Below are 20,307 nucleotides of genomic sequence, written 5' to 3'. Positions count from 1 at the left end.
GTACGACGGCCTCCTATACGCTATAGATGATTTCGTTCAGCACCAATTTAATGCGCTCTTGGCGGCCGGATTCGTTCTTGATCACATTGTTTTGCAGCGCATACTGCTCAAGCGATGCCAGCGTGGCGCGGCCGGCTACGATCTCTGCGCCGATGCCGTCCTTGAAGCTGCGGTAGCGGTTGTCGACAATGTTGTCGAGCACCTTCTCTTCGATCAGCTTCGCAGCTGCTTTGAGGCCCCAAGCATACGTGTCCATACCTGCGATATGCGCGAGGAACAAGTCCTCGTCCTCGAAGGAACCGCGGCGTACTTTCGCGTCGAAGTTGACGCCGCCCTTGCCGATGCCGCCGGCTTTGAGCACTTCGTACATCGTAAGCGTCGTGGAGTACAGGTCGGTCGGGAATTCATCCGTATCCCAGCCGAGCAGCAGGTCGCCTTGGTTCGCATCGAGCGAGCCCAGCATGCCGTTGATTGCCGCTACGCGGATTTCGTGCTCGAACGTGTGGCCAGCGAGCGTTGCATGGTTCGCTTCCAGGTTCAGCTTGAAGTGCTCTTTGAGATCATATTTCTGCAGGAACGCGATTGTCGTAGCCGCATCAAAGTCGTATTGGTGTTTGGACGGCTCTTTCGGTTTAGGCTCGATCAGGAATTGAGCACCGAAGCCGATTTCTTTGGCGTACGCGATCGCCATGTGGAACAGGCGTGCCAGGTTATCGAGCTCAAGCGCCATATCCGTGTTAAGCAGCGTTTCGTAGCCTTCGCGGCCGCCCCAGAAGACGTAGTTCTCCGCGCCGAGGCGTTTGCCCACTTCAAGGCTCTTCTTCAGCTGCGCGCCGGCATAAGCGAATACGTCGGCATTGGAAGTTGTGCCTGCGCCGTGAACGAAGCGCGGGTTCGTGAACATGTTCGCCGTGTTCCAGAGCAGCTTCGCGCCGGAGGTCTTCATGTTCGCTTCCAGCAGGTCTACGATAACGTCAAGGTTCTTGTTCGTTTCGGCAAGCGTAGTGCCTTCAGGCGCGATGTCGCGGTCATGAAAGCAGTAGTACGGAATGCCGATTTTGCTCAGGAATTCGAAGTTTGCTTCGACGCGGGCTTTCGCTTGATCCATCGCGTCCGCGCTGTCCCAGCCGCGAACGGCCGTGCCTGCACCGAACGGATCGGAGCCGGTGCCTGTGAATGTATGCCAATAAGCGACTGCGAAACGCAAATGTTCTTCCATCGTTTTGCCAAGTACAACTTCTTGCGGATTGTAGTGTTTGAACGCAAGCGGATTGTCGGAGTTTTTGCCTTCGTATGCAATTTTACCAATGTTTTTGAAATAAGCCATGAAATGAAATCCCTCCCGGATTAATGATTATGAAAACGTTCTTATGGTTATTTTAGCATCGTTAAACTTTGTTTGTCTAGTAAACAAAGTAAGTTTTTTTGAATAGCTTGTACGTCTTGCCCGCATATCGGCAGCAGGACAGCCTACCTCTCAACTCCTGCCGGGGATTACGTTGTTTCAACAGAATCAGCCTCTGTTAAATCCAGCCGAATTATGCGGATATCGTCAGCTGTTCATTCGCGCCGAGGACGCTTCTCCTCTCTCGGCCCATAAACTATAGATGCAACATTTCGTTTCCCGTGGTAAAATCGTTCCCATATCATGCAAGGCAAACGGAGGAAGTCAGCGGATTATGAAGAAAACCGGAGATTTGGCGCTCGTCAAAAAAATGAATACCGCGATCGTGCTGGATGCGGTGCTCCGGTATGCCCCTCTCTCGCGTGCCCAAATCTCGGAGCGGACGGGACTGAACAAGGCAACGGTATCGAGTCTCGTGCAGGATCTGATCGACAGCCATCTCGTGCTGGATCTAGGGCTAGGCAAATCCAGCGGCGGCCGCAAGCCGAACCTGCTGCAGTTTCATGCGAGCGCCGGTTATGCAATTGGCATCGATCTTGGCGTCAACTACATTCTCGGCATTCTGACTGATCTGGAAGGCGCCGTCATCAGCGAATGTACGCTGACGCTGACTACGCAGGATTCGGATAGCGTAATCGCGCAGCTGATTGCCTGCATCGATGCGCTGCGGCTTGATATCCCGGACTGCCCTTACGGCCTGGTCGGCATCGGGATCGGCGTGCCCGGCCTTGTTAACGAATCCGGCACGATTCTGTTCGCGCCGAACCTCTCTTGGCCGGAAGTGCCGCTGCGGGCGGTGGTCGAAGCTCGGTTCGGCGTGCCTGTTACGATCGATAACGAGGCGAACGCAGGCGCGCAGGGCGAGCAGAAGTACGGAGCAGGCCGCCGTGTCGCCAATCAGATTTATGTCAGTGTCGGGATCGGGATCGGAACCGGCATGATCTTGAATAAAGAGCTGTACCGCGGCGCCGGCGGGTTCTCCGGCGAGCTTGGACATCTCTCCATCGAAGCGGACGGTAAGCCCTGCCGCTGCGGCAATCAAGGCTGCTGGGAGCTGTACGCTTCCGAGAATGCGCTGCTGGAGCAAGCCGTGCCGCTTGGCTATCACGACCTGGAAGACTTGCTGGATGCCGCATCGCACGGTAACGCGGAGGTGATTGCGCTGCTCGATCACATCGGGGAATGGATCGGCGTCGGCATCGCGAACATCGTCAACGTGTTTAATCCTGATGTCGTGATCATCGGAAACCGGATGCGGCGGGCGGAAGCCTGGATCAGCGATGCGATTCAGCGCACCGTTGCAGGCCGCGCCTTGTCGCATCACCGCGGCAAGCTGCGCATTCTGTTCGCGGAGCAGGGGGACCGCTCCGCCGTACGCGGGGCCGCCTACTATGCGATCTCCGCATTTCTGGCCAAAATGAAAGGAAGCGGCGTCTAGGATGGTGCTAAGCATTACCGCATATGAATGCGACACACGGACCGATGCTGCTGGCTAGCGCTGGTCTCCGGCAAACCCTATAGGACAAAGAAAGCTCCTGCAGCATCTGCTGCAGGAGCTTTCTTATTCATCGTCCCGATCTCGGGCTCGGAGGCTCCCTTCGCTACTTCTTCACTTTCGCAGCGTCAAGCAGCGCTTGTCCTTCTTGCTGAATCGCCGCGATGCAGGCATCGGCGGTTATCTCGCCTTTGACGGCGGCTTTGATTTCACGATCCTGCAGCTCGTAGAATAGGGTCATGAACTTGGGGTCGTAACCGGTGGAGTCGTACACTTGATCGACGCCAGGCAGCAAGTCATACAGTTTAGGCAATACAGGATTATGGTCGTATTTCATGTATGACTTCTGTACCGGCATGGCGTAGGCTTCTTCAAGACCTGCGCTTACCTTCGCCATATAGTCGCTTAACATGAACTGAATGACCGTCCATGCCGCATCCCCGTTCGCGGCGCCCGCGGGGATCGCCATGTAGTTGTAGACGCCCAGATTCATAGAGCGGCTCGTGTCGAGCGAGCTGACCGGCGGCGTGACGAAGCCCGTCTCGAATTTTGCATTCTGAATGCTGTTGTAGCTGGCGATCGTCATCGCCGCTTTCCCTTTGGCGAATAAATCCGCCTCGCTTACCTCCTCGGGGCCGTACCAAGTCTCCCCGTCCTTCACTACGCCCTGCACATTCTGCATCCTGTAAGTTCCGTTCCGATACAATTCGATGACCATCGTGATAAGCGCTCTCCAGCTGGGCGTGTTGACCGTGACCTTCCCTGAACGAAAGTCGACAGCCTTGATGCCCTCTCGGCTCGACATATCGAGCAGCAGATCCTTCGGCATGCTGCTCAGCGGCAAGTGGTAGCCTGCGATGCCGGCCTTGTAGCTGCCTGCTCTGGCAAACTGACTGGCCAGCTTCATCACATCCTTGATCGTCATCCCGTTCTGCGGCAGGCCGACCTTATACTGGCGGAACAGATCCGCGTTGTAGTATAGCACCTCGGCTTGAAACGTAGGGGCGATGGCAAACAAAGTGCCTCCTCCGTCACGTTTGATCTTCTCGATCATGCCGGGGTATAAATCGTCTTCATGCAGGCCGCTTGCTTGCATGCGAAGCGATAAGTCCGACAGCATGCCGTCTGACGCCAGTTTGGCGTATTTGCCCGAATAGCCCAGCAGAACGAGATCCGGCTTCTCTTCCTTCAGCTTCTGCTCGTATTGCTCGATGGAAATCGGATTAAAGCCCGGCTCCATTTCGATCAACTCAACCTTCATATCCGGATAAGCGGCTGACAAATAATCGCCTAGACTCGATTGATAACTATCCTTGTCCGGAAGCGCGATGCGCAGCACCTGTTGGCTGGCATCACCATCGCTGCGAAGCATGCAGCCGTAGAGCAACGAACTCATCATGATCGCCGCAACGAGAAAAGCAATTAGACGTTTTCTCATGGGCGCTTACCTTGTTCGATGCCAAGAAGCTGGGTTTCCAGTTTGCTCTGAAGCGACTCAAGCGCCGCTGAGACGGAAATCGAATCATTCAGAATGGATTCCATTTCTTCACTGCCGAGCTTGTACAGGATCCCGTTTGCCGCAGAAACATCTGGGTCCGACAGGAAGATCGTGTTTTCCGCCGCCTTCACCGGATCAACCCCTGTCGCATAAAAGGCATCCCAATGCTTGCTCGTTGCCGGGTTCATTCCTGTCCGATCGGCCAGCGGCTTCAGGAGCTGATATCGAGTACTAGGACTATCAGTAAGTTTGCTTCCGACGATAAACTGCAGCAGCTGCCAAGCCGCTTCGCTTTGGATCGAGGATGCATTCAATGCGTAGATCGTGTTCGCACTGAGATATCTGCCTGGATTGGTTGCCGACGGATCGACGTGAATCGGCAGCGCAGCCCAATTCGCCTTCATCGCCTCTTCTTGCGCATACTGCTCATAATTTGTGTAGTAATAGCTGGGTGCGATCGTCATGGCGACCTGGCCGAGCGCAAAGGCATCCTGTTTGGCCATCTCTGCCATTGTCAAACCATTCTTGCCGTAGTTTTTCGCCTTCTCCGGCTTGATCCAGCCGTCCCGGTAGCCGGCAGCGACCGAATCCCATATCTTCTTCCACGCCGCGGAATTGACCGTTGCCTCGTAGTGACCTTCAACGCTCTTCATCGTTTGCAGGCCGTTCGTTTGCCCGATCAGCTCCACCAGCGAGAACTTGTTCGCCTGGGCTGTCGCGCTGAGCCCCGTAACACCAGTGCCTTGAAACCGCGCAGCCAGCTGCAAAATCTGCTCCATCGACTGCTCGCCTTCGGGCACCGCAATCCCGTGAGCAGCAAATACATCCTCGTTGATGTACAACACCATGGTGTCAAAATCCGGCGAAAGTCCATATAGCTCGCCGTTCCCGCCCGCCTGCCGCAGGTAGTCGATCAGCGGGGCATGCAGCGCCCCCAAGTCGAATTTGCTTGCCTTCATCAGCGCATCCAGCGGCTTCAGCTTGCCGTCCGCAGCAAGCTTCGTATAGAGATTCATTGGCAGTTGTACGATGTCCGGCTGTTCCTGATCGAACCAGGCTTCGAATTTCTCGGGATCCTGCGCAAGCTTGTAAGCGGCGTTCGCCATCTTCAGTTTCACGGATGGATGCCGAATAATGAACGGTTTCTTATAGAGATATTCGAAGCTGTTCATCTGTTCGAACTGCTGCACCTTCAGCACATATTCCTTATTCGCGAGCGGGTCCTTGCTTAATGCGGCAGGCACCTCTTCTTGTCCCTTCGGCTTCAGCAGCGCTATGACATCGTCCCGAAACCACCAGCCGCAGCCTATCAAAATAACCATGCTCATTATCGCAGCCGCCGCTCGAAACAGCGCACGCCGTTTGGTTGTATTCATATAAATGCGCTCCCTCACTTTACGTTCCAGCTCCGAGGTGAACCCATTCCTTACGGGAGGCTTTCCTGCAAGACGACGCTCCCAGTCGTTTACCGGCTCCTTCATGTCCATTCTTCCTCCCCGGTCAACAGTGATGTCTCGGTCAGCATTCGATTGACCGCGGCTCTTGCGCGGTGCAAACGCGACTTCACGGTGCCGATTGATACTTGGAGCAAATCCGCCATCTCTTGCATGGAGAGGTCATAATGGCTATTCAGCAGCAGCACTTCCCGCAGCTTTCGCGGCAGCTTCAAGACGACCGCCCAAATCTCCTCGGTCATCAGCTTGTCCAGGCTCTCCCGCTCCGCCGACGGCGAATGGTGCGAGCGGGTACGAATCGTATCGAATAGCACGACCCGCCTCACCCAAGCCGACCGCAGCACGTCGCGCGCCGTGTTGCGGGTAATGGAAAGCAGCCATGTTTTGATCGACGACTGTCCCCGGAAATCGTAAAGCTGCTGAAATACCTTCACGAATACGTCCTGAGCGATATCGTCTGCCATCTCTCTCGAATGCGTGTAGAAGAAGGCGAAATTCCAGACGTCCTTGCCGTACGCCGCCATAAGCTCGTTAAGCACAGCGTGACGGTCCAAGCCATCTGTCACATGCTTCAAATATTCAAACTGCAACCTATTCACCTCGGAAAGTAGACGATGGAGCCGCCTAATAGTTCCCTAACTGTCAAAAAGATTTTCGCAAGGAACCCTGACTTGCTTGGTATGCCATTATTATACATAGCGACGAACTGATAGAGGAACAGCAAAAAAAAGAGACGCGCTCATCGTGATGATGACGGTCTCTCCAGTATTCGATCCTATCCGATACGTCCCGCTGCCCTACTAATGGCGAGTATCAGATGCATTCTGTTGCTGCGCGCGGGCTACTGCTCCCTCGTTGTCCGATTGTAGCCGTCCGGCTCGAAGGGCTGCAGCTTGTCCAGCCATTGCTGCTCCAGCCTCTTGAGCGCGTCCCGATAGGCCTGCACTGCCCCGCGATTGAGCGCGGTCGTTCTTGGTTCGAGCGCATCCTTGTTCACGCTGCCCGACTCTTCGGCAAGACTTAACCTCTCAAGCTCTTCATAATGAAAATCGACGCCGGCTTGCTCTTTATAGTCCGCTTGAAGCGATGAATTGAGATGGCTGCCCATGTCGAGCATGAACTTCTCCCGCTGCCAGGCCGAGTCCAAGGTCGGCGAAGCTGCGACGTACCGTTTGCCATTGCGCCCGTTAGTAATTTGAAAGATGCCCATGGCACGCTGCTTCATGCCGAATTCGTTTTGCAATTCTTTGCGTCTGTTCATCGTTCCGTTTTCCTTTCCAGCTATACGGGCAGCCTTAGAGACGGGCTGCGCTGCCCTAGTCAATATATCATGTTTTCCGCAATTAACAATGCCGCCTTCGCCGCATTCCGGCTGCTGCCCGCGGAACCTTTTCCTTCGAACGTTCGTCTATAGCAGCAACAAGGAGGTCGGCATTCCATGCGTAAAATTCCGTTCATCGCCCGATCCAGCGTCTTCCTGCTGCTCGCTGCAAGCATGCTCGCCTTGACCGGCTGCTCGCAAGCCTCGGCCTTGAAGTCCTTTGTCTCGCAGAAGGCCCATGCCATCCTTACGAAGCCGGATACCATTCCGGTGCCGCAAGTGGTTTCCGCCGGTAAACCCATTCCCGTCACGCAAAGCACGTACTGCTGGGGCAACAGAGGCTGCGCCGATTATGCCGGAGGTAAAATCATGCTGCAAGGCAAGCAGCCGGCAGTCGTAACGCCCGGCGCGGCTATTCAAATTTCGATTCCCTATCAGCCCGCCCCCGCGCAGGTAGATCTCACGCAGTATCTTGACGGCAACGCATTCAGCAGCATTCCGATGACAGGCGGGCAGTTCCATGCACCGGAGGAGCCTGGCGTGTATGATTACGGCATCTCGGCGTTCTGGAAATCGGAGGACGGCAAGTATGCCAAAGGGGATACGTCTGTCGTGTTCGCCATCGAAGTGCAATAACCAGCACCTTGCTACAGAAGAACGACGATGATCCAACCTTTAAGCCGCTGCCGCATGCTTAAAACCTCGATCATCGTCGTTCTTAGGATACGCATATTTCCGTTTATCCGGCTTCACCCTCGTAATCGGCTTGATCCCGTTCCAATGTCCCCGCTGCTGCCTTGGATCCAGTCCGCCCTGCTGCACTTGCTTCTCCATGCGCTTCCGCGCCTTGCTTCTCGCCATGCTTCATACACTCCTTCGGAACTAAAATCGGCCTGCGGCCCTGCTTCCATTCTACGCGATTACGGCTGTTTCGTTCAAGCCAAGTATCGGAAGAACAGCCGAAAACTTAGTGCTCGCATAGATATTGAAATAGTTATTGAATCGAAGAAGTCGATCTCCAAAAAAAAAGGCTGTCTCCCCTGTCATCGTCCATGACACAAGAGACAGCCCTCTGCTGCTGTAAGACCAGGTTAAGCTGATTCGCGCCGGTCCGGCGGAAGCAATATCGACAGCAGCCCAAGCAGTGGAAGCACGCTGGACCAGTTCATCACTTTGTCCAGCCCCCACGCTTCCGCGGCGTTGCCGAGTACGATCGCGCCGAGTGCCCCCATGCCGAAGGCAAGCCCCGTTATAAGTCCCGAAGCCATGCCGACATTGTTCGGAATGAGCTCCTGCGCATAGACGACGCTGACCGAGAAGCCGGACAGCAGGATGAAGCCAAGAATGAAGCTGACCGGATACACCCAGCCGAGCGGCAAATGCGGCAGCAGCAGCGCGAACGGCGCTGCGCCGCCGACGGAGAACATAATCATCCGTTTGCGGCCGAAGCGATCCGCAAGCACGCCGCCGAAGAACGTGCCCAGCACGCCTGCGGCCATGAACAGGAAGATCGGCACCTGAGCCGCGCGGACTGATAACCCGTATTTCTCCTCCGCGAAGAAATTATAAAAGCTGGAGATGCCGCTCATGTACCACGAACGCGCGAATACGAGCAGCACCAGAATCGTCATCGCGAACACGATTACTGACCGGCTCTTGCCGGCTGCCCCGTTCGTCGTTCCGGCAGACTTTGCTTTCTTGGCCGGCTTGCCGTGCTCATTGAGCTGGCCCTTGTACCAAGGTACGACGCGAAGCAGGATCGCGATTGCGGCAGCCGCAAGCAGCGTGCCCCAAATCGCGCCGGGCTGACCGAGAGGCAGGAAGACGAAAATCGTCATCAGCGGCGCAAGCGAGCTGCCTGCGTTTCCGCCGACCTGATAGATGGACTGCGCTAGTCCGCGCCGCCCGCCTGCCGCGAAGTAGACGACCCTCGAGCCTTCCGGATGGAAGATCGCGGAGCCGAGTCCGACGAATACGACCGACAAGAGCACGTAGGCAAATCCCGGCGCGTACGCAAGCCCGGCCATGCCGATCAAGCTGAGTCCCATCCCGACGGGGAGCATCCAGGGCATGGGACGTTTATCGGAGAAATAGCCGACGACCGGCTGCATGATGGACGAGGTCATATTGAGGGTAAAGGCAATCCAGCCCATCTGGCCGTAGCTTAGATGAAGCGAATCCGCAAATACCGGGAACAATGCGGTCACGACGGCCTGCATCGTATCGTTCAATAAATGAACGGAGCTGATCATGAATAAAATAACGTAAACCGTGCCTGTTCGCAGGACGGCCGTGCGTGCCGCTGCAGTATTCAATGCCGCCAGCCACCTTTCGCTTACACATTTGCATCAAACCAAACCACTACCTGCAACCATAGCACAGAGGGATAGCAGTGACAATTGTATAATTCTAAGCATTTGGCCCGTTCCGGCTCTGCCGCTCCGCTTTCGCGCGCAGTCCGTTCAATCGCTGCATTTCCCCGTGCAAACCCGCCTGCAGCCTCATCTTTCAGTCGTGCAATCCTATGTGCATACAACTAATATCTGGAAATGAAAACGTTGACATGACCTAACGTCGACGTTATTCTTTGTATAGACAGCCTGTCCGAACCCAGCTAAAGACCATCCCATTATGAGGGGAGAAGCCTTCCTGCTTATGCACATTTTTTCGAAACGCAAACATCGGCATGCCCTGATTCGCCGCGCAGGCGCAGCTTGCCTTGCCCTTTCGCTGCTGAGTGCCTGCTCCATGCTTCCTGCCGAGGAAGAATCACTGGATCCACCGGTGCTTAACATGAAAGAAGTCGTTCACGAGACCTCACCCGTCACGCGCGGCAACATGGAGCTGTTTCTATCGTCCATTGCCACTGCGGTGTCGGATAGGAATCAGTCCGTCGCGTTCCCGGAATCCGGCGGCATATTGAAGAAAATGTTCGTGAACGAAGGCGATCCCGTCAAGAAAGGCGCCCCGATCGCGGAGCTCGACAGCGGCGATCTCCCGATTCGATTGAAGCTGCAGGAGCTTACGGTGGAGCAGCGCAAAATCCGCTATCAGGATGCGGTAAAGCAGAACAGCGACAAGGACACTGTTCGCCTCGCACAGATCGATTTGGAGGCCGAGCAGCTGCAGCTGGACGCCTTGAAGAAGGCATACAGCAAGGCGCTCCTGTTCGCCCCGGCCGACGGCGTTGTTACGTATGTGAATGATTTGAAGCCGGGTGAAGCCGTGGAAGCGAACCAGTCGATGGCCGTTATCTCTAACCCGAACAGAATCAATCTCGTCTACGACGCCACGGATGCAACCAAAATCGCAGCCGTCAAGAAGGGGACCGAGGTCGACGTCACCTTGGATAAACAGGCGCTTCATGGCACCGTCATCCAGACGCCGTCTACCGCTCCAAAGAGCGAGGATCCCAAAGTAACCAGCCGCAATGCCAAGTCGCTCGTCATTGCCTTGGACGAGCCGAATCCAGGCCTGAAGATCGGTGCCTATGCGGATATTAAGCTGTTCATCGAGAAGCGCGACAATGTGCTCATCGTGCCCCGCGAAGGGCTGAAGTCGATGTTCGGCCGCAATTATGTCGAAATCATCGAGAATAATCGGGTCAAGCAGGTGGATGTGGATACCGGACTGCGCACAGGCAGCCAGGTCGAAGTGTTGAAAGGGCTCGAAGAGGGCCAGAAAGTCGTCATCGATAATTAAGACCGTTCAGCTTCCCTCATGAGTGGTATAGAAGCGCCCCGGACGCCGGTGCATGCTTGGCATGCACCCGGTACCCGGGGCGCTTATTTGTCTTATTGGCCCTTCAGCGTAAAGCTGAACGCATAGCTTCTGTTCGCGTGAAGCACGTACTCCGGATGTGTCCGCGCGCCCCAGCTGTCGTCGCCGCCAACGCCCATTTGCTTGTGGTTGATGCGAACGACGGTCTTGTCGCTTACAGGAAGCTTATAAGCGTGGTCGCTTGCCTCCAGCTCAGACGGCGTGTAAGGAAGGACGCTGAGTTCAATCGGAGCGTCCGCCGCGATGTACAGCGATGCGCCTTGGCCGTTGCTTACGGATGCATGGCGAACGCCCACTTTGTTGCCGCTCTCCTGGGGCTTCAGGTAAGGCGCCAGCTGGTCCGCGACCTTGCCGCTGTAGCGGCCGAGCTTCGCGCCGTGCTGACGGTCCCAGTACGACTCATGCGGGCCTTTGCCGTACCATTCCAGCTCGCCGAAGGCGCCGTCCATCGTCAGCATCATGCCGATTTCCGGAATCTCCGGCAGATCCTCGCCCGGCGTCAGCTGCAGGGTGATCTCGATCGTTCCGCTGGCAAGGATGCGGTAAATGACGGTACAGCGGGACTCCGTCGTCGTCGGCAGCGCATACTCGGCTTCGATGATGACGCGGCCGGCGAGCGTCTCCCAGTTCAGCTTGCGCAGTGCCCGTTCTTCGCCTGCGGCACGCCAGGTTGCACAGCGTTCATGATGCTTGCTGCCCCGGTCGTTATCCGTATAAGGACGCCAGAAATTCGGCGCCAATGCGCCTTTGAGCAGCTCCTTGCCGCCTACTGCGTACGAAACCAGGCTGCCGGCATTAAGATCAATCGCTGCGGAGAAGCTCTCGCCGCTTACGACCAACCGGCCGCCGGCTTCCACGGCTTCGATGACGCCGGCAGCATGCTCGGCACGTCCGACCGCTGCACCGCCCGTCTTCGGCTCCGGCAGAACGAACTGCTGAAACGCGACTTCATGTCCGGCATCCGACCACAGCGACGCTTCCTTCGTCAGCAGGCTGACGGTCAGCACGGCTTCGCCCCCGATCGTTCTATCCGGCAGCGGCAGCGTGACTTCCGCCGTCTCTCCTGGAGCTGCCGATACGCTCAGACTTCCTTGCGCCGTCACCGTGCCGTCCAGTGCAAGCGACCATGTCAGCGCGTACGCATCCAGATTCGTAAAGAGGAACTTGTTAAGCACGCTGATTCGTCCGGACGCCGCATCCGCGGCGGAGATCGTCACGTTCTGGTAGCACTGCTTCACTTCGTACAGCTTCGGAGAAACCGTCCGGTCCGCAAAAATCAACCCGTTGCCGCAGAAGTTGCCATCATGCGGATTCTCGCCAAAATCGCCGCCGTACGCCATATATGCGAGGCCTTCCTCGTTCGTCGTCCAAATCGCCTGATCCACCCAATCCCAGATGAATCCGCCCTGTATCAGCGGCAGCTTGTCGAACAGCTCCGTATATAGATGCAGGCCGCCGCAGGAATTGCCCATCGCGTGGCTGTACTCGCACAGGATGAACGGCTTCTTGCTGTTCGGATTTAAGCCGTATTCCTCTACCTTCTGCGGCGAGGAATACATCTGGCTCTCGATATCCGTCGCGGCATCGGACGCCCGCCACATCGTGACGCCCTCGTAATGGACGACGCGCGTCGGGTCCGCTTCCCTCAAGAAGTCATGCATCTGGATGAAGTTGTCGCCGCCGAACGATTCGTTTCCAAGCGACCAGATGACGATGGACGGATGGTTCTTATCTCGCTGCAGCATGGAGTTGGCGCGGTCCAGCACGTTCGCCGTCCACGCCGGGTTGCTCGCGGGCACGTTCTTTGGCAGCAACTCCGGCTGACCGTAATCCCAGCTTCCGTGCGTCTCCAGGTTCGTCTCGTCGATGACGTACAACCCATATTCGTTACAAAGCTCATACCAGAACGGATGATTCGGGTAATGAGACGTCCGCACGGCGTTAATATTATGCGTCTTCATCAGCTTCACGTCCGTCAGCATATCGTCGTAGCCGAGCGCACGGCCGGTGTGGCAGGAAAATTCATGACGGTTGACGCCCTTGAAGACGATGCGCTTGCCGTTGATCAGCATCAGCTTGTCCTTGATTTCGAATTTCCGGAAGCCGATTCGCGTGCTGACTGTCTCCAGCAGCGTGCCGCCGTCTTTCAAGCTGATGACCAGCGTGTAGAGGTTCGGCTGTTCCGTGCTCCATTTCAGCGGATTCGCGACAGGCATGGAGGCCTCTACTTCGAGCTCAGCGCTCCCTTGGCGGAGCGCCGCGCCGATCTTCAGCGGCTTCGCCAGTACCGGCTGTCCGGCTGCATCGTACAGCTGGGCTTCCAGCGATACCTCGCCGAGCTCCTGCTCGTAGTAATTCGTCAGCGTCGCGCGCAGCTTAAGCTCCGCATCAAGATACGCCTCGTCCAGCTCCGTCGTCGCGAAGAAATCGTACACATGCGCCTTCGGCGTCGTATACAGGTACACGTCGCGGAAGATGCCGCTCATGCGCCAGAAATCTTGATCCTCGAGCCAGCTTGCGTCGCACCAGCGGTACACTTCGACGGCCAGCTTGTTGTCGCCTGGACGAAGGTATGGCGTCAGATCAAACTCTGCCGGCGTAAACGTATCCTCGCTGTAGCCTACCAGCTCGCCGTTCAGCCAGACATAGAACGCGGACTCGACGCCTTGGAAGCTGATAAACACCGGCTGCCCGCTCCAATGCTCCGGAACGGTGAAGCTGCGCACGTAAGAACCGACGGGATTATACTTCGTCGGCGCGAAAGGCGGAGCGAGCTCCTCCGTCGCTTCCCACGGATACCGGATGTTCGTGTACTGCGGATAATCGTAGCCTTGCAGCTGCCAGTGCGCCGGTACCTTGATTTCGTTCCAGTCCGTGTGATCGAAGCCTTCTTCATAGAAGTTCGCGATCCGCGAAGACGGATTCTCGGCGAACGCGAATTTCCACATGCCGTTCAGGGACAAGCAGCTGCGGGATGCGGAGCGGTCGCCGCGAAGCGCCTCTTCCACCGTATCGAACGGCATCAGCGTCGCATGCGCTTTCATTCGGTTCAGCTCGAAGATCTCCGGATTGTTATTCCATTCTGGATAGCCGTTAGCCGGCGGTGTATACGTCAACTTCTGCTTCAAGAAGAGCACCTCATTTGTTGGAATTAACCTCATTTCCCTACTTTATATGACGCCCGTCTGAAGCGTAAATATAAAAAAAGGGTGAAATCATAGCTAATAACAGCGGTAGTTGGGCCTTATAACGCCAAGAGCCGGACGGGAGTTTCCCGTCCGGCTGCAGTTGTCGCCGACCCACGAGCCTATTCGTAACGAAGCGCCTCGATCGGTCTCAAGCTCGAAGCCTTGTTCGCCGGGAAGAGCCCGAAGACGACGCCGATAAAGACCGAGAATCCGAACGCCAAGCCGATAATCGGCACGGATAGAACAACGGTAATATGCATGAATTTCGATAAGAGCTGCGAGGTGCCGAGCCCAATGCCAACGCCGAGTATGCCGCCAAGACCGCTGAGCGCGACCGCCTCGATTAGAAACTGTGTCAAAATATCCCGTTTCTTCGCGCCGATCGCTTTGCGAATGCCGATCTCCCTCGTCCGCTCCGTCACGGACACGAGCATGATGTTCATGATCCCGATGCCGCCGACGAGCAGGGATATCGCGGCAACGCCGCCAAGCGCCAGCGACAGCGTATCGGAGATGCTGCTGAAGGAATCGAGCAAATCCTGCTGATTGAACACGCGATAGCTGTTCGTGTCGTTGCGGAATTTCTTGCTGAGCGCCGTTTCCAATTCCGCCATAACCGTGTCCATCTTGTCCGATTCCGCGACCTGCACGTTGATCGTCTTGACGCCCTTGGATTTGAACAGCCGTTCCGACGTCGTAATCGGGATAACGACAATCTCGTCATTGGAGCCCGTCAAGGAACTGCCCTTGGCTGCCAGTACGCCGACGACCTTATACCGGACGCCGTTGATAAGAAACGTCTTGCCGACCGCATTCGCGGTACCGAACAGATCCGTCGCCGTCGTCGAGCCCAGAACGGCGATCTTCTGATCGTAATCCAAGTCGATCTGCGCGACGAATCGGCCTTCGGCGACGTTATAATCCTTCACGTCCAGATAATCGGCCGTCGTGCCGACGACGCTGACGCTCGTGCTTGCACTGCCGTTCTTCACCGTGGCGTTCTGCTGGTTGAACGGCGCGGCATATGCGATGTCATCCTTATTCGTGATATCTTCCGCTTCTTTATAATCCAGCGTCGTCTTGGATCCGCGGCCCGTGATGCTGACCGTCAGCAAGTTGGTGCCGAGACTCTGCACCTGATCCGTCACCTGCTTCGTCGTGCCTTGGCCGACGCCGACCAGCGCGATTACCGCGGCAACGCCGATGATGATGCCGAGCATGGTGAGCAGCGAACGCATTTTGTTCGCCAGAATGCTTTTAGCCGCCATTTTGAAGGCTTGACTGACGTTCACGTCCCTCACCGCCTTCTTCACTGATTTGGCCGTCCTGAATGCGGACGACGCGTCTAGCCTGCTTGGATATGGCCGTATCGTGCGTAATGAGGACGATCGTATGTCCCTGCGCATTCAATTCTTTCATTAGCCCCATCACTTCCGCGCCTGTGCGTGTATCCAGCGCTCCCGTCGGTTCATCCGCAAGCAGAATCGGCGGATTGCCCGCCAACGCCCGCGCAATGGCAACGCGCTGCTGCTGCCCGCCGGATAACTCGCTCGGCTTATGCCGCGTACGGCCTTCCAGCCCGACCTTTGCAAGCGCCTCGGTCGCCTGCTCCTTGCGCTGCTTCGCCGGAACGCCTCGGTAAATGAGCGGCAGCTCTACGTTCTCGAGCGCAGACAGCTTATTGAGCAGGTTAAACCCTTGAAAGATGAATCCGATCTTCTGGTTGCGAATTTCAGCGAGCCGATTCTCGCGCAGCCGGCTTACTTCTTCGCCGTCCAGCCAATACTTACCTGACGTTGGCGCATCCAAGCAGCCGATCACATTCATGAGCGTCGATTTGCCCGAACCGGAAGGTCCGATAATGGCGATAAAATCGCTGTTATCCACGCGCAGCGAAATTTCACTCAGCGCATGCACGGTTTCGCCGCCCATCTTGTACAGCTTGGACAGCGACTCGATTTGAATGAGCGGTTTACGGTTGGCTTCCATTATCGTGTACCCCCGCCGCCGCTCCCAGTGCCGGTACCTCCGCCTGTTCGCGTGGTCGTACGGCCGGTTCCGCCTCCGAAGCCTCCTCCTCCGAAGCCTCCGCCGCCAAGACCGCCCCCGCCTCCGAATGCTGCGCCGAAGCCTCCGCCCCCGCCGAATCCGCCCTGCTGCTGATTGGCATTCGTCGTAGTCGGGACGATCGTAGGCACGACGACGCTTTGACCTTCTGTAAGGCCGGAGAGCACTTCAATGTAATCTTCGTTATGGATGCCGACCGTAATCATTTGCGGCGTTCCGCCGCCAAACCGACTGCTTCCACCTGTTCTTCCGCTGCCGGCATTCCGATAGCCGGAGCCGCCCTGACCGCCCGTACCGCCTTGGCCGCCTAATCCTCCATAACCGCCTTGACCATCTCTACTTTGTCCTTGTCCTCGGCCTTGAGTGACTTGTTGTCCTTCAGCGCCCGATGCTCCGCCGGAACCTGATTGACCGCCGGCTCCTGCTCCGTATCCACCGCGACTGCCGCCGTTTCCGCCGGCCGCCGGTGTTCCCGTGCTGCTGGCAGCTGCGGGCAGAAGCACGATATATCGATTGCCTACCGACTGCACGGCATCGATCGGAAGCATGAGCGTGTTTTCCTTCTTCTCGATTTCAACACTGGCTTCAGCGGACATCCCGCTCTTCAAGCCTACGCCTTTATCCAGTGCAACCGTTACGTCGAAGGATGCAACGCCATTGCTTGAAGTGCCTTCATCCGCGATTTTGGTCACTTTGCCGGTAAACGATTTGTCGGCGAGCGCTTCGACGGAGATCGTCGCGGTTTGGCCGATCTTCACCTTGGCAATGTCCAACTCGTCGATGCCGACGACCATTTGCAGTTTGTTATAGTTCGCGATGACCATCAGCTCTGTCGAAGGGTTCAGCGAATCGCCCGCCGCTGCGGCGAGCGCGGACACGGTACCGTCGAACGGCGCCGTAATCGACCCGCCTTCTCCGCTGTCCTGCAGATCAGCGATCGTATCCCGGGATTGATCGATGGACAGCTGCTGTTTCTTCAGATTCAGCTTCAAGCTGTCGATGCTGCTGTCGTCGGTCGCCGTCTTCAGCTTCGTCTGCGTATCCTGCAGATCCAGCAGCTTGCTCTGAAGGTTTAGCTCCTCGGATTTGATCTTGTCGCTATTGTCCTCGCCTTCAATCGTCAGAAGTACGTCGCCCTTCTTTACGACGTCGCCTTCCTTGACGTTCACCTTCTCCACCGTGCCCTGCTCGGAGGACTTGATCGTTTCCTTATCTACCGGCGCCAGGCTGCCCGTGCCGCTAACGTGGACGTCGATCGTTCCTTTAATAACCCTTGTCGTCGCCACGACCGGGGCCGCCGCCGTCTCCTTCGAACCCATTCGCATATAAACGACTACACCGGCTGCGACAAACAGCACGCCGATTCCAAGGAGCCACCATTTTCTCATTTTGCGTTACCCGCCTTCCCCTGATTCCCCATATTCGCCGGATTAAACCGGAGCATGATGTACGCAGCCGTCGTATTATCTGCTCCCATCCAGACCGACAGCACGTCGCCTTCCTTCAAATCGGCCGCCTTCAGCGTCTCGTTCGTGATGCCGTCCTGGCTGCGCTTCACCGTCACGATCTCGGTATCGCCATTGATCGGAACCGTCGTCTGCTCGTCGGCGAATTTCATCTGATTCATGAAACCGCCGCCGAAACGCCCGCCTTGACGGCCGCCTTTACCACCGTTCTGATCGCCAGTACCATTGCCGTTCCCCTGCTCGCCGCCGGTACCGCCATTGCCGCCGCTCTGCGGCGCGGAATCGGCGTTGCCGACTTGCTGCCCTTGTTGACCGTCATCACCGCTACCGCCGTTTCGATTCGGCCGCTGCCCGCCGCCCTGACGGCCGCCGAAACCGCCGCCCGCCGGCATATCCGCCGGAGAGACCGTGGATTTCTGCACGATAATGGAGTCCCCCGATACCTTGACCACTTTGGCAAAATAATCCGCCGTGCGGTCCGGCTGCTGCAGCCCCGAGCTTGCGGCAGCGCCGCCCGTGCTTCGATCCGCCGCTTGTCCATTATTCGCAGGCTGCGCGTCGTTCTTGTCGCCGCAGCCGGTAAGCATGACCGTGATGACCATTGCGGCTGCCATCATTTTTATACTTGAGCGTTCCATAATGTTCGTATCCACCTCTCTATATCGTCTATTGCTCTCCCACAATAGCAAACATAAATGAAGACTATATGAAGAACGTCCGCATACCCGTAAAAGCGCAAAGAAGACCGGCGGGAGCATGCTCACTCCTGCCGGTCTTCCTACGCTTCTATATCCTATTTCCATTTAGACGATTCTAAACTCCGGGTGAACCTTATCGAAATGCGGATTTTCGCCGCACACCATGAGGCCCATGCCCCAGTCAAAATGCTCCTTTGTCGTCGGGAAATCCGTCGCGCTGCGATACTGGAACAGCACGTTGCGGCGGTTGCGCTCGCTGCGGTTTGGCGGCGAGCCGTGAATGGTTAAATAGTTGAAGAACAGCACGTCGCCCGCTTCCGCCACGCATGGGATGCCTGCCGAGATCGGGTATTCCTTGGCGTTCAAATAATGTCTGCCCACATGCGGCAGCGAGCCTTGCTTATGGGAGCCGGGGATGACGTGAAGACAGCCGTTCTCCACATTGGCATCGTCCAGATGAACGCTTGCCGCAAGCATCGTATGCTGTTCGTGCGGGAAGTACGGGTGATCCTGATGCATCGGGAATGCCGCGCCGTTCTCCGGCGGCTTAACGAGCATCTTGGAGTGATGGAGCTGAACGTTCGGGCCGATGATTTGCGAAAGCACCGCCGTCATATTGGGATGCATCAGCGCACGCAGGAACGAAGCGTCGTGATAATGAACGTCGTGGAAGCCTTTCAGCACAAGCTTCTTCAATTCATCGGCCGGGAGGAAGTCTCCCTGCCACTGGGCATTGTGGTCCCTATTTGCTTTGGCCGCGCGGTCAATAATATTGCCGACCGCCGTACGCATCTGTATCACTTCATCTTGGTTGAATACGCCTTTAACGAGCAGGTAGCCTTCTTCATTGTAAAATTCAACATCCTGTGGTTTAATCATCGTACGGACCTCCTTAGAATGATAGCGCTCTTATGGCTTTATTATAGCTGATCCCGGGGATTCACATCTTTAGCCGATGACGTCATGTTTTTGTCTTTTTCGGACATTATAGACAAACTAGGAGAACTGACCCTATGTTTCTGTGGAATGAAACCGCCACTTGGCTCAATCAAAACGCCCTTCGGCTCAAGACGGATGGAGCTGCCTTCACCGTCCATTATTGGGGCGTCCAAGACCGCATGATGTCGAACTTCCTGCATAAACATTCTTTCCTCGAAATCTGTTACGTGCTGGGCGGCCAAGGGACGTATCTGGACGACGGCAAGCTCTATCCGCTGTCCAAAGGCAGTCTGTTCTGCTCTCGTCCCGGCATTACCCACTACATTGAAAGCCATCCCGAGCTCGCCATCCTCTACGTTGCCTTCGAGCTTGATGAGAGCGACAGCTCGGAAGCGATGCGAACCGCGTTCCAAGCTCTCGCCGAGACGGACACCTGCATCGTCCAAGACGGCGACGAGCTGGCAGCCGCGCAGCTGTGGCGCGCCTTAATAAGGCGCAGCGGCGATGAGGCTTCCCTGCCGGAGGCGGTGCTCCTGCATATTGCCGTCTCCCTGCTGCTGTCGCTGCCGGCCGTGTTCGGCAAGCCCTTACCGCGGCAGTGGACAGCGCCGAAGCGCAGCTCCATCGCGCTGCTGAAGCAGGCGAAGCTGTTCATCACCGACAACCTGAGCGACGACGACCTGTCGCTCGACAAGGTTGCGGCGCAGATTAATATCTCGGCGCGGCATCTGTCCCGCCTGTTCGCCTCCAACGTCAACGAATCGTACACCAATTACGTACGCAAGCAGCGCATCCGCCGGGCAGCCGAGCTGCTGCGATACTCCGAGCGTACCATCAAGGAAATATCGGAGCTGACCGGCTTCGGCTCGGTTCATTATTTTACCCGTACGTTCAGCAGCTTGATGAAAACGACGCCTGCCCGGTTTCGGGATGATGCACGAACGCATGATTAAAAACCCGCTTCAATAGGTAACTTCTCCCCCATGATCGACCGAC

17 protein-coding genes are annotated in these 20,307 nt (G+C 56.6%); 4 read left to right on the top strand and 13 right to left on the bottom strand.

The window, feature by feature from the left end; translation table 11 throughout:
• Positions 1–13: 13 nt before the first annotated feature.
• Complete coding sequence (gene xylA / locus KXU80_RS24070; RefSeq protein WP_219835651.1) at positions 14–1,327, bottom strand: xylose isomerase; 1,314 nt, start codon at positions 1,325–1,327, stop codon at positions 14–16.
• Positions 1,328–1,679: 352 nt separating this feature from the next.
• Here xylA and KXU80_RS24065 point away from each other — a divergent pair, with 352 nt between their 5' ends.
• The gene (locus KXU80_RS24065; RefSeq protein WP_219835650.1) at positions 1,680–2,843 is read left to right on the top strand and encodes an ROK family transcriptional regulator; all 1,164 of its coding nucleotides are present in this window, start codon (positions 1,680–1,682) and stop codon (positions 2,841–2,843) included.
• A gap of 163 nt (positions 2,844–3,006) precedes the next feature.
• On the opposite strand, the gene KXU80_RS24060 is transcribed toward KXU80_RS24065, so the two are convergent.
• From KXU80_RS24060 to KXU80_RS24045, 4 genes are all read right to left on the bottom strand, one after another.
• Complete coding sequence (locus tag KXU80_RS24060) at positions 3,007–4,338, bottom strand: ABC transporter substrate-binding protein (protein WP_219835649.1); 1,332 nt, start codon at positions 4,336–4,338, stop codon at positions 3,007–3,009.
• Positions 4,335–5,879 carry an ABC transporter substrate-binding protein gene (locus KXU80_RS24055; protein WP_219835648.1) on the bottom strand — a complete coding sequence of 515 codons (1,545 nt, stop codon included), beginning with the start codon at positions 5,877–5,879 and terminating at the stop codon, positions 4,335–4,337. Before KXU80_RS24055 ends, KXU80_RS24060 begins: the two co-directional genes overlap by 4 nt.
• The gene (locus tag KXU80_RS24050) at positions 5,876–6,451 is read right to left on the bottom strand and encodes an RNA polymerase sigma factor (RefSeq protein WP_374987720.1); all 576 of its coding nucleotides are present in this window, start codon (positions 6,449–6,451) and stop codon (positions 5,876–5,878) included. The genes KXU80_RS24055 and KXU80_RS24050 overlap by 4 nt, the downstream gene beginning before the upstream one ends.
• A 242-nt stretch (positions 6,452–6,693) precedes the next feature.
• Entirely contained in the window at positions 6,694–7,113 is a 420-nt protein-coding gene (locus tag KXU80_RS24045; protein WP_219835647.1) for a GIY-YIG nuclease family protein, read from the bottom strand.
• 177 nt (positions 7,114–7,290) lie between these two features.
• Here KXU80_RS24045 and KXU80_RS24040 point away from each other — a divergent pair, with 177 nt between their 5' ends.
• The gene (locus tag KXU80_RS24040; protein WP_219835646.1) at positions 7,291–7,809 is read left to right on the top strand and encodes a hypothetical protein; all 519 of its coding nucleotides are present in this window, start codon (positions 7,291–7,293) and stop codon (positions 7,807–7,809) included.
• 39 nt (positions 7,810–7,848) lie between these two features.
• Here KXU80_RS24040 and KXU80_RS24035 read toward each other — a convergent pair whose 3' ends face one another.
• A complete protein-coding gene (locus KXU80_RS24035; RefSeq protein ID WP_219835645.1) occupies positions 7,849–8,034 on the bottom strand; it encodes a hypothetical protein in 186 nt (61 codons plus the stop codon).
• 230 nt (positions 8,035–8,264) lie between these two features.
• Positions 8,265–9,488 (bottom strand): MFS transporter, encoded by a 1,224-nt coding sequence (locus KXU80_RS24030; RefSeq protein ID WP_374987719.1) that lies wholly within the window; start codon positions 9,486–9,488, stop codon positions 8,265–8,267.
• 340 nt (positions 9,489–9,828) lie between these two features.
• On the opposite strand from KXU80_RS24030, the gene KXU80_RS24025 reads away from it, so the two are divergent.
• A complete protein-coding gene (locus KXU80_RS24025) occupies positions 9,829–10,875 on the top strand; it encodes an efflux RND transporter periplasmic adaptor subunit (RefSeq protein WP_219835644.1) in 1,047 nt (348 codons plus the stop codon).
• Between the two features lie 92 nt (positions 10,876–10,967).
• Here KXU80_RS24025 and KXU80_RS24020 read toward each other — a convergent pair whose 3' ends face one another.
• From KXU80_RS24020 to KXU80_RS23995, 6 genes are all read right to left on the bottom strand, one after another.
• Positions 10,968–14,081: a beta-galactosidase, LacZ type gene (locus KXU80_RS24020; RefSeq protein WP_219835643.1), complete on the bottom strand. Its 3,114-nt coding sequence runs from the start codon at positions 14,079–14,081 to the stop codon at positions 10,968–10,970.
• Positions 14,082–14,260: 179 nt separating this feature from the next.
• Positions 14,261–15,433, bottom strand: a complete 1,173-nt coding sequence (locus KXU80_RS24015; protein WP_219835642.1) for an ABC transporter permease — start codon at positions 15,431–15,433, stop codon at positions 14,261–14,263.
• Positions 15,399–16,130 (bottom strand): ABC transporter ATP-binding protein, encoded by a 732-nt coding sequence (locus KXU80_RS24010; RefSeq protein WP_219835641.1) that lies wholly within the window; start codon positions 16,128–16,130, stop codon positions 15,399–15,401. The genes KXU80_RS24015 and KXU80_RS24010 overlap by 35 nt, the downstream gene beginning before the upstream one ends.
• On the bottom strand, positions 16,130–17,596 hold the full coding sequence (locus KXU80_RS24005) for an efflux RND transporter periplasmic adaptor subunit (protein WP_219835640.1): 1,467 nt from the start codon (positions 17,594–17,596) through the stop codon (positions 16,130–16,132). Before KXU80_RS24005 ends, KXU80_RS24010 begins: the two co-directional genes overlap by 1 nt.
• Positions 17,593–18,312, bottom strand: coding sequence for a hypothetical protein (locus KXU80_RS24000; protein ID WP_219835639.1), 720 nt, complete (start codon positions 18,310–18,312; stop codon positions 17,593–17,595). The genes KXU80_RS24005 and KXU80_RS24000 overlap by 4 nt, the downstream gene beginning before the upstream one ends.
• A 165-nt stretch (positions 18,313–18,477) precedes the next feature.
• A complete protein-coding gene (locus tag KXU80_RS23995) occupies positions 18,478–19,251 on the bottom strand; it encodes a phytanoyl-CoA dioxygenase family protein (protein ID WP_219835638.1) in 774 nt (257 codons plus the stop codon).
• Between the two features lie 134 nt (positions 19,252–19,385).
• Between KXU80_RS23995 and KXU80_RS23990 the strand changes: the two genes are divergently transcribed.
• Positions 19,386–20,264, top strand: a complete 879-nt coding sequence (locus tag KXU80_RS23990; RefSeq protein ID WP_219835637.1) for a helix-turn-helix transcriptional regulator — start codon at positions 19,386–19,388, stop codon at positions 20,262–20,264.
• Positions 20,265–20,307: the final 43 nt, after the last annotated feature.

The organism is Paenibacillus sp. R14(2021) (assembly GCF_019431355.1).
Lineage (GTDB): Bacteria > Bacillota > Bacilli > Paenibacillales > Paenibacillaceae > Paenibacillus_Z.
The sequence above is the reverse complement of the archived record's forward strand: the minus strand, read 5'-3'. Positions and strand labels throughout refer to the sequence as shown.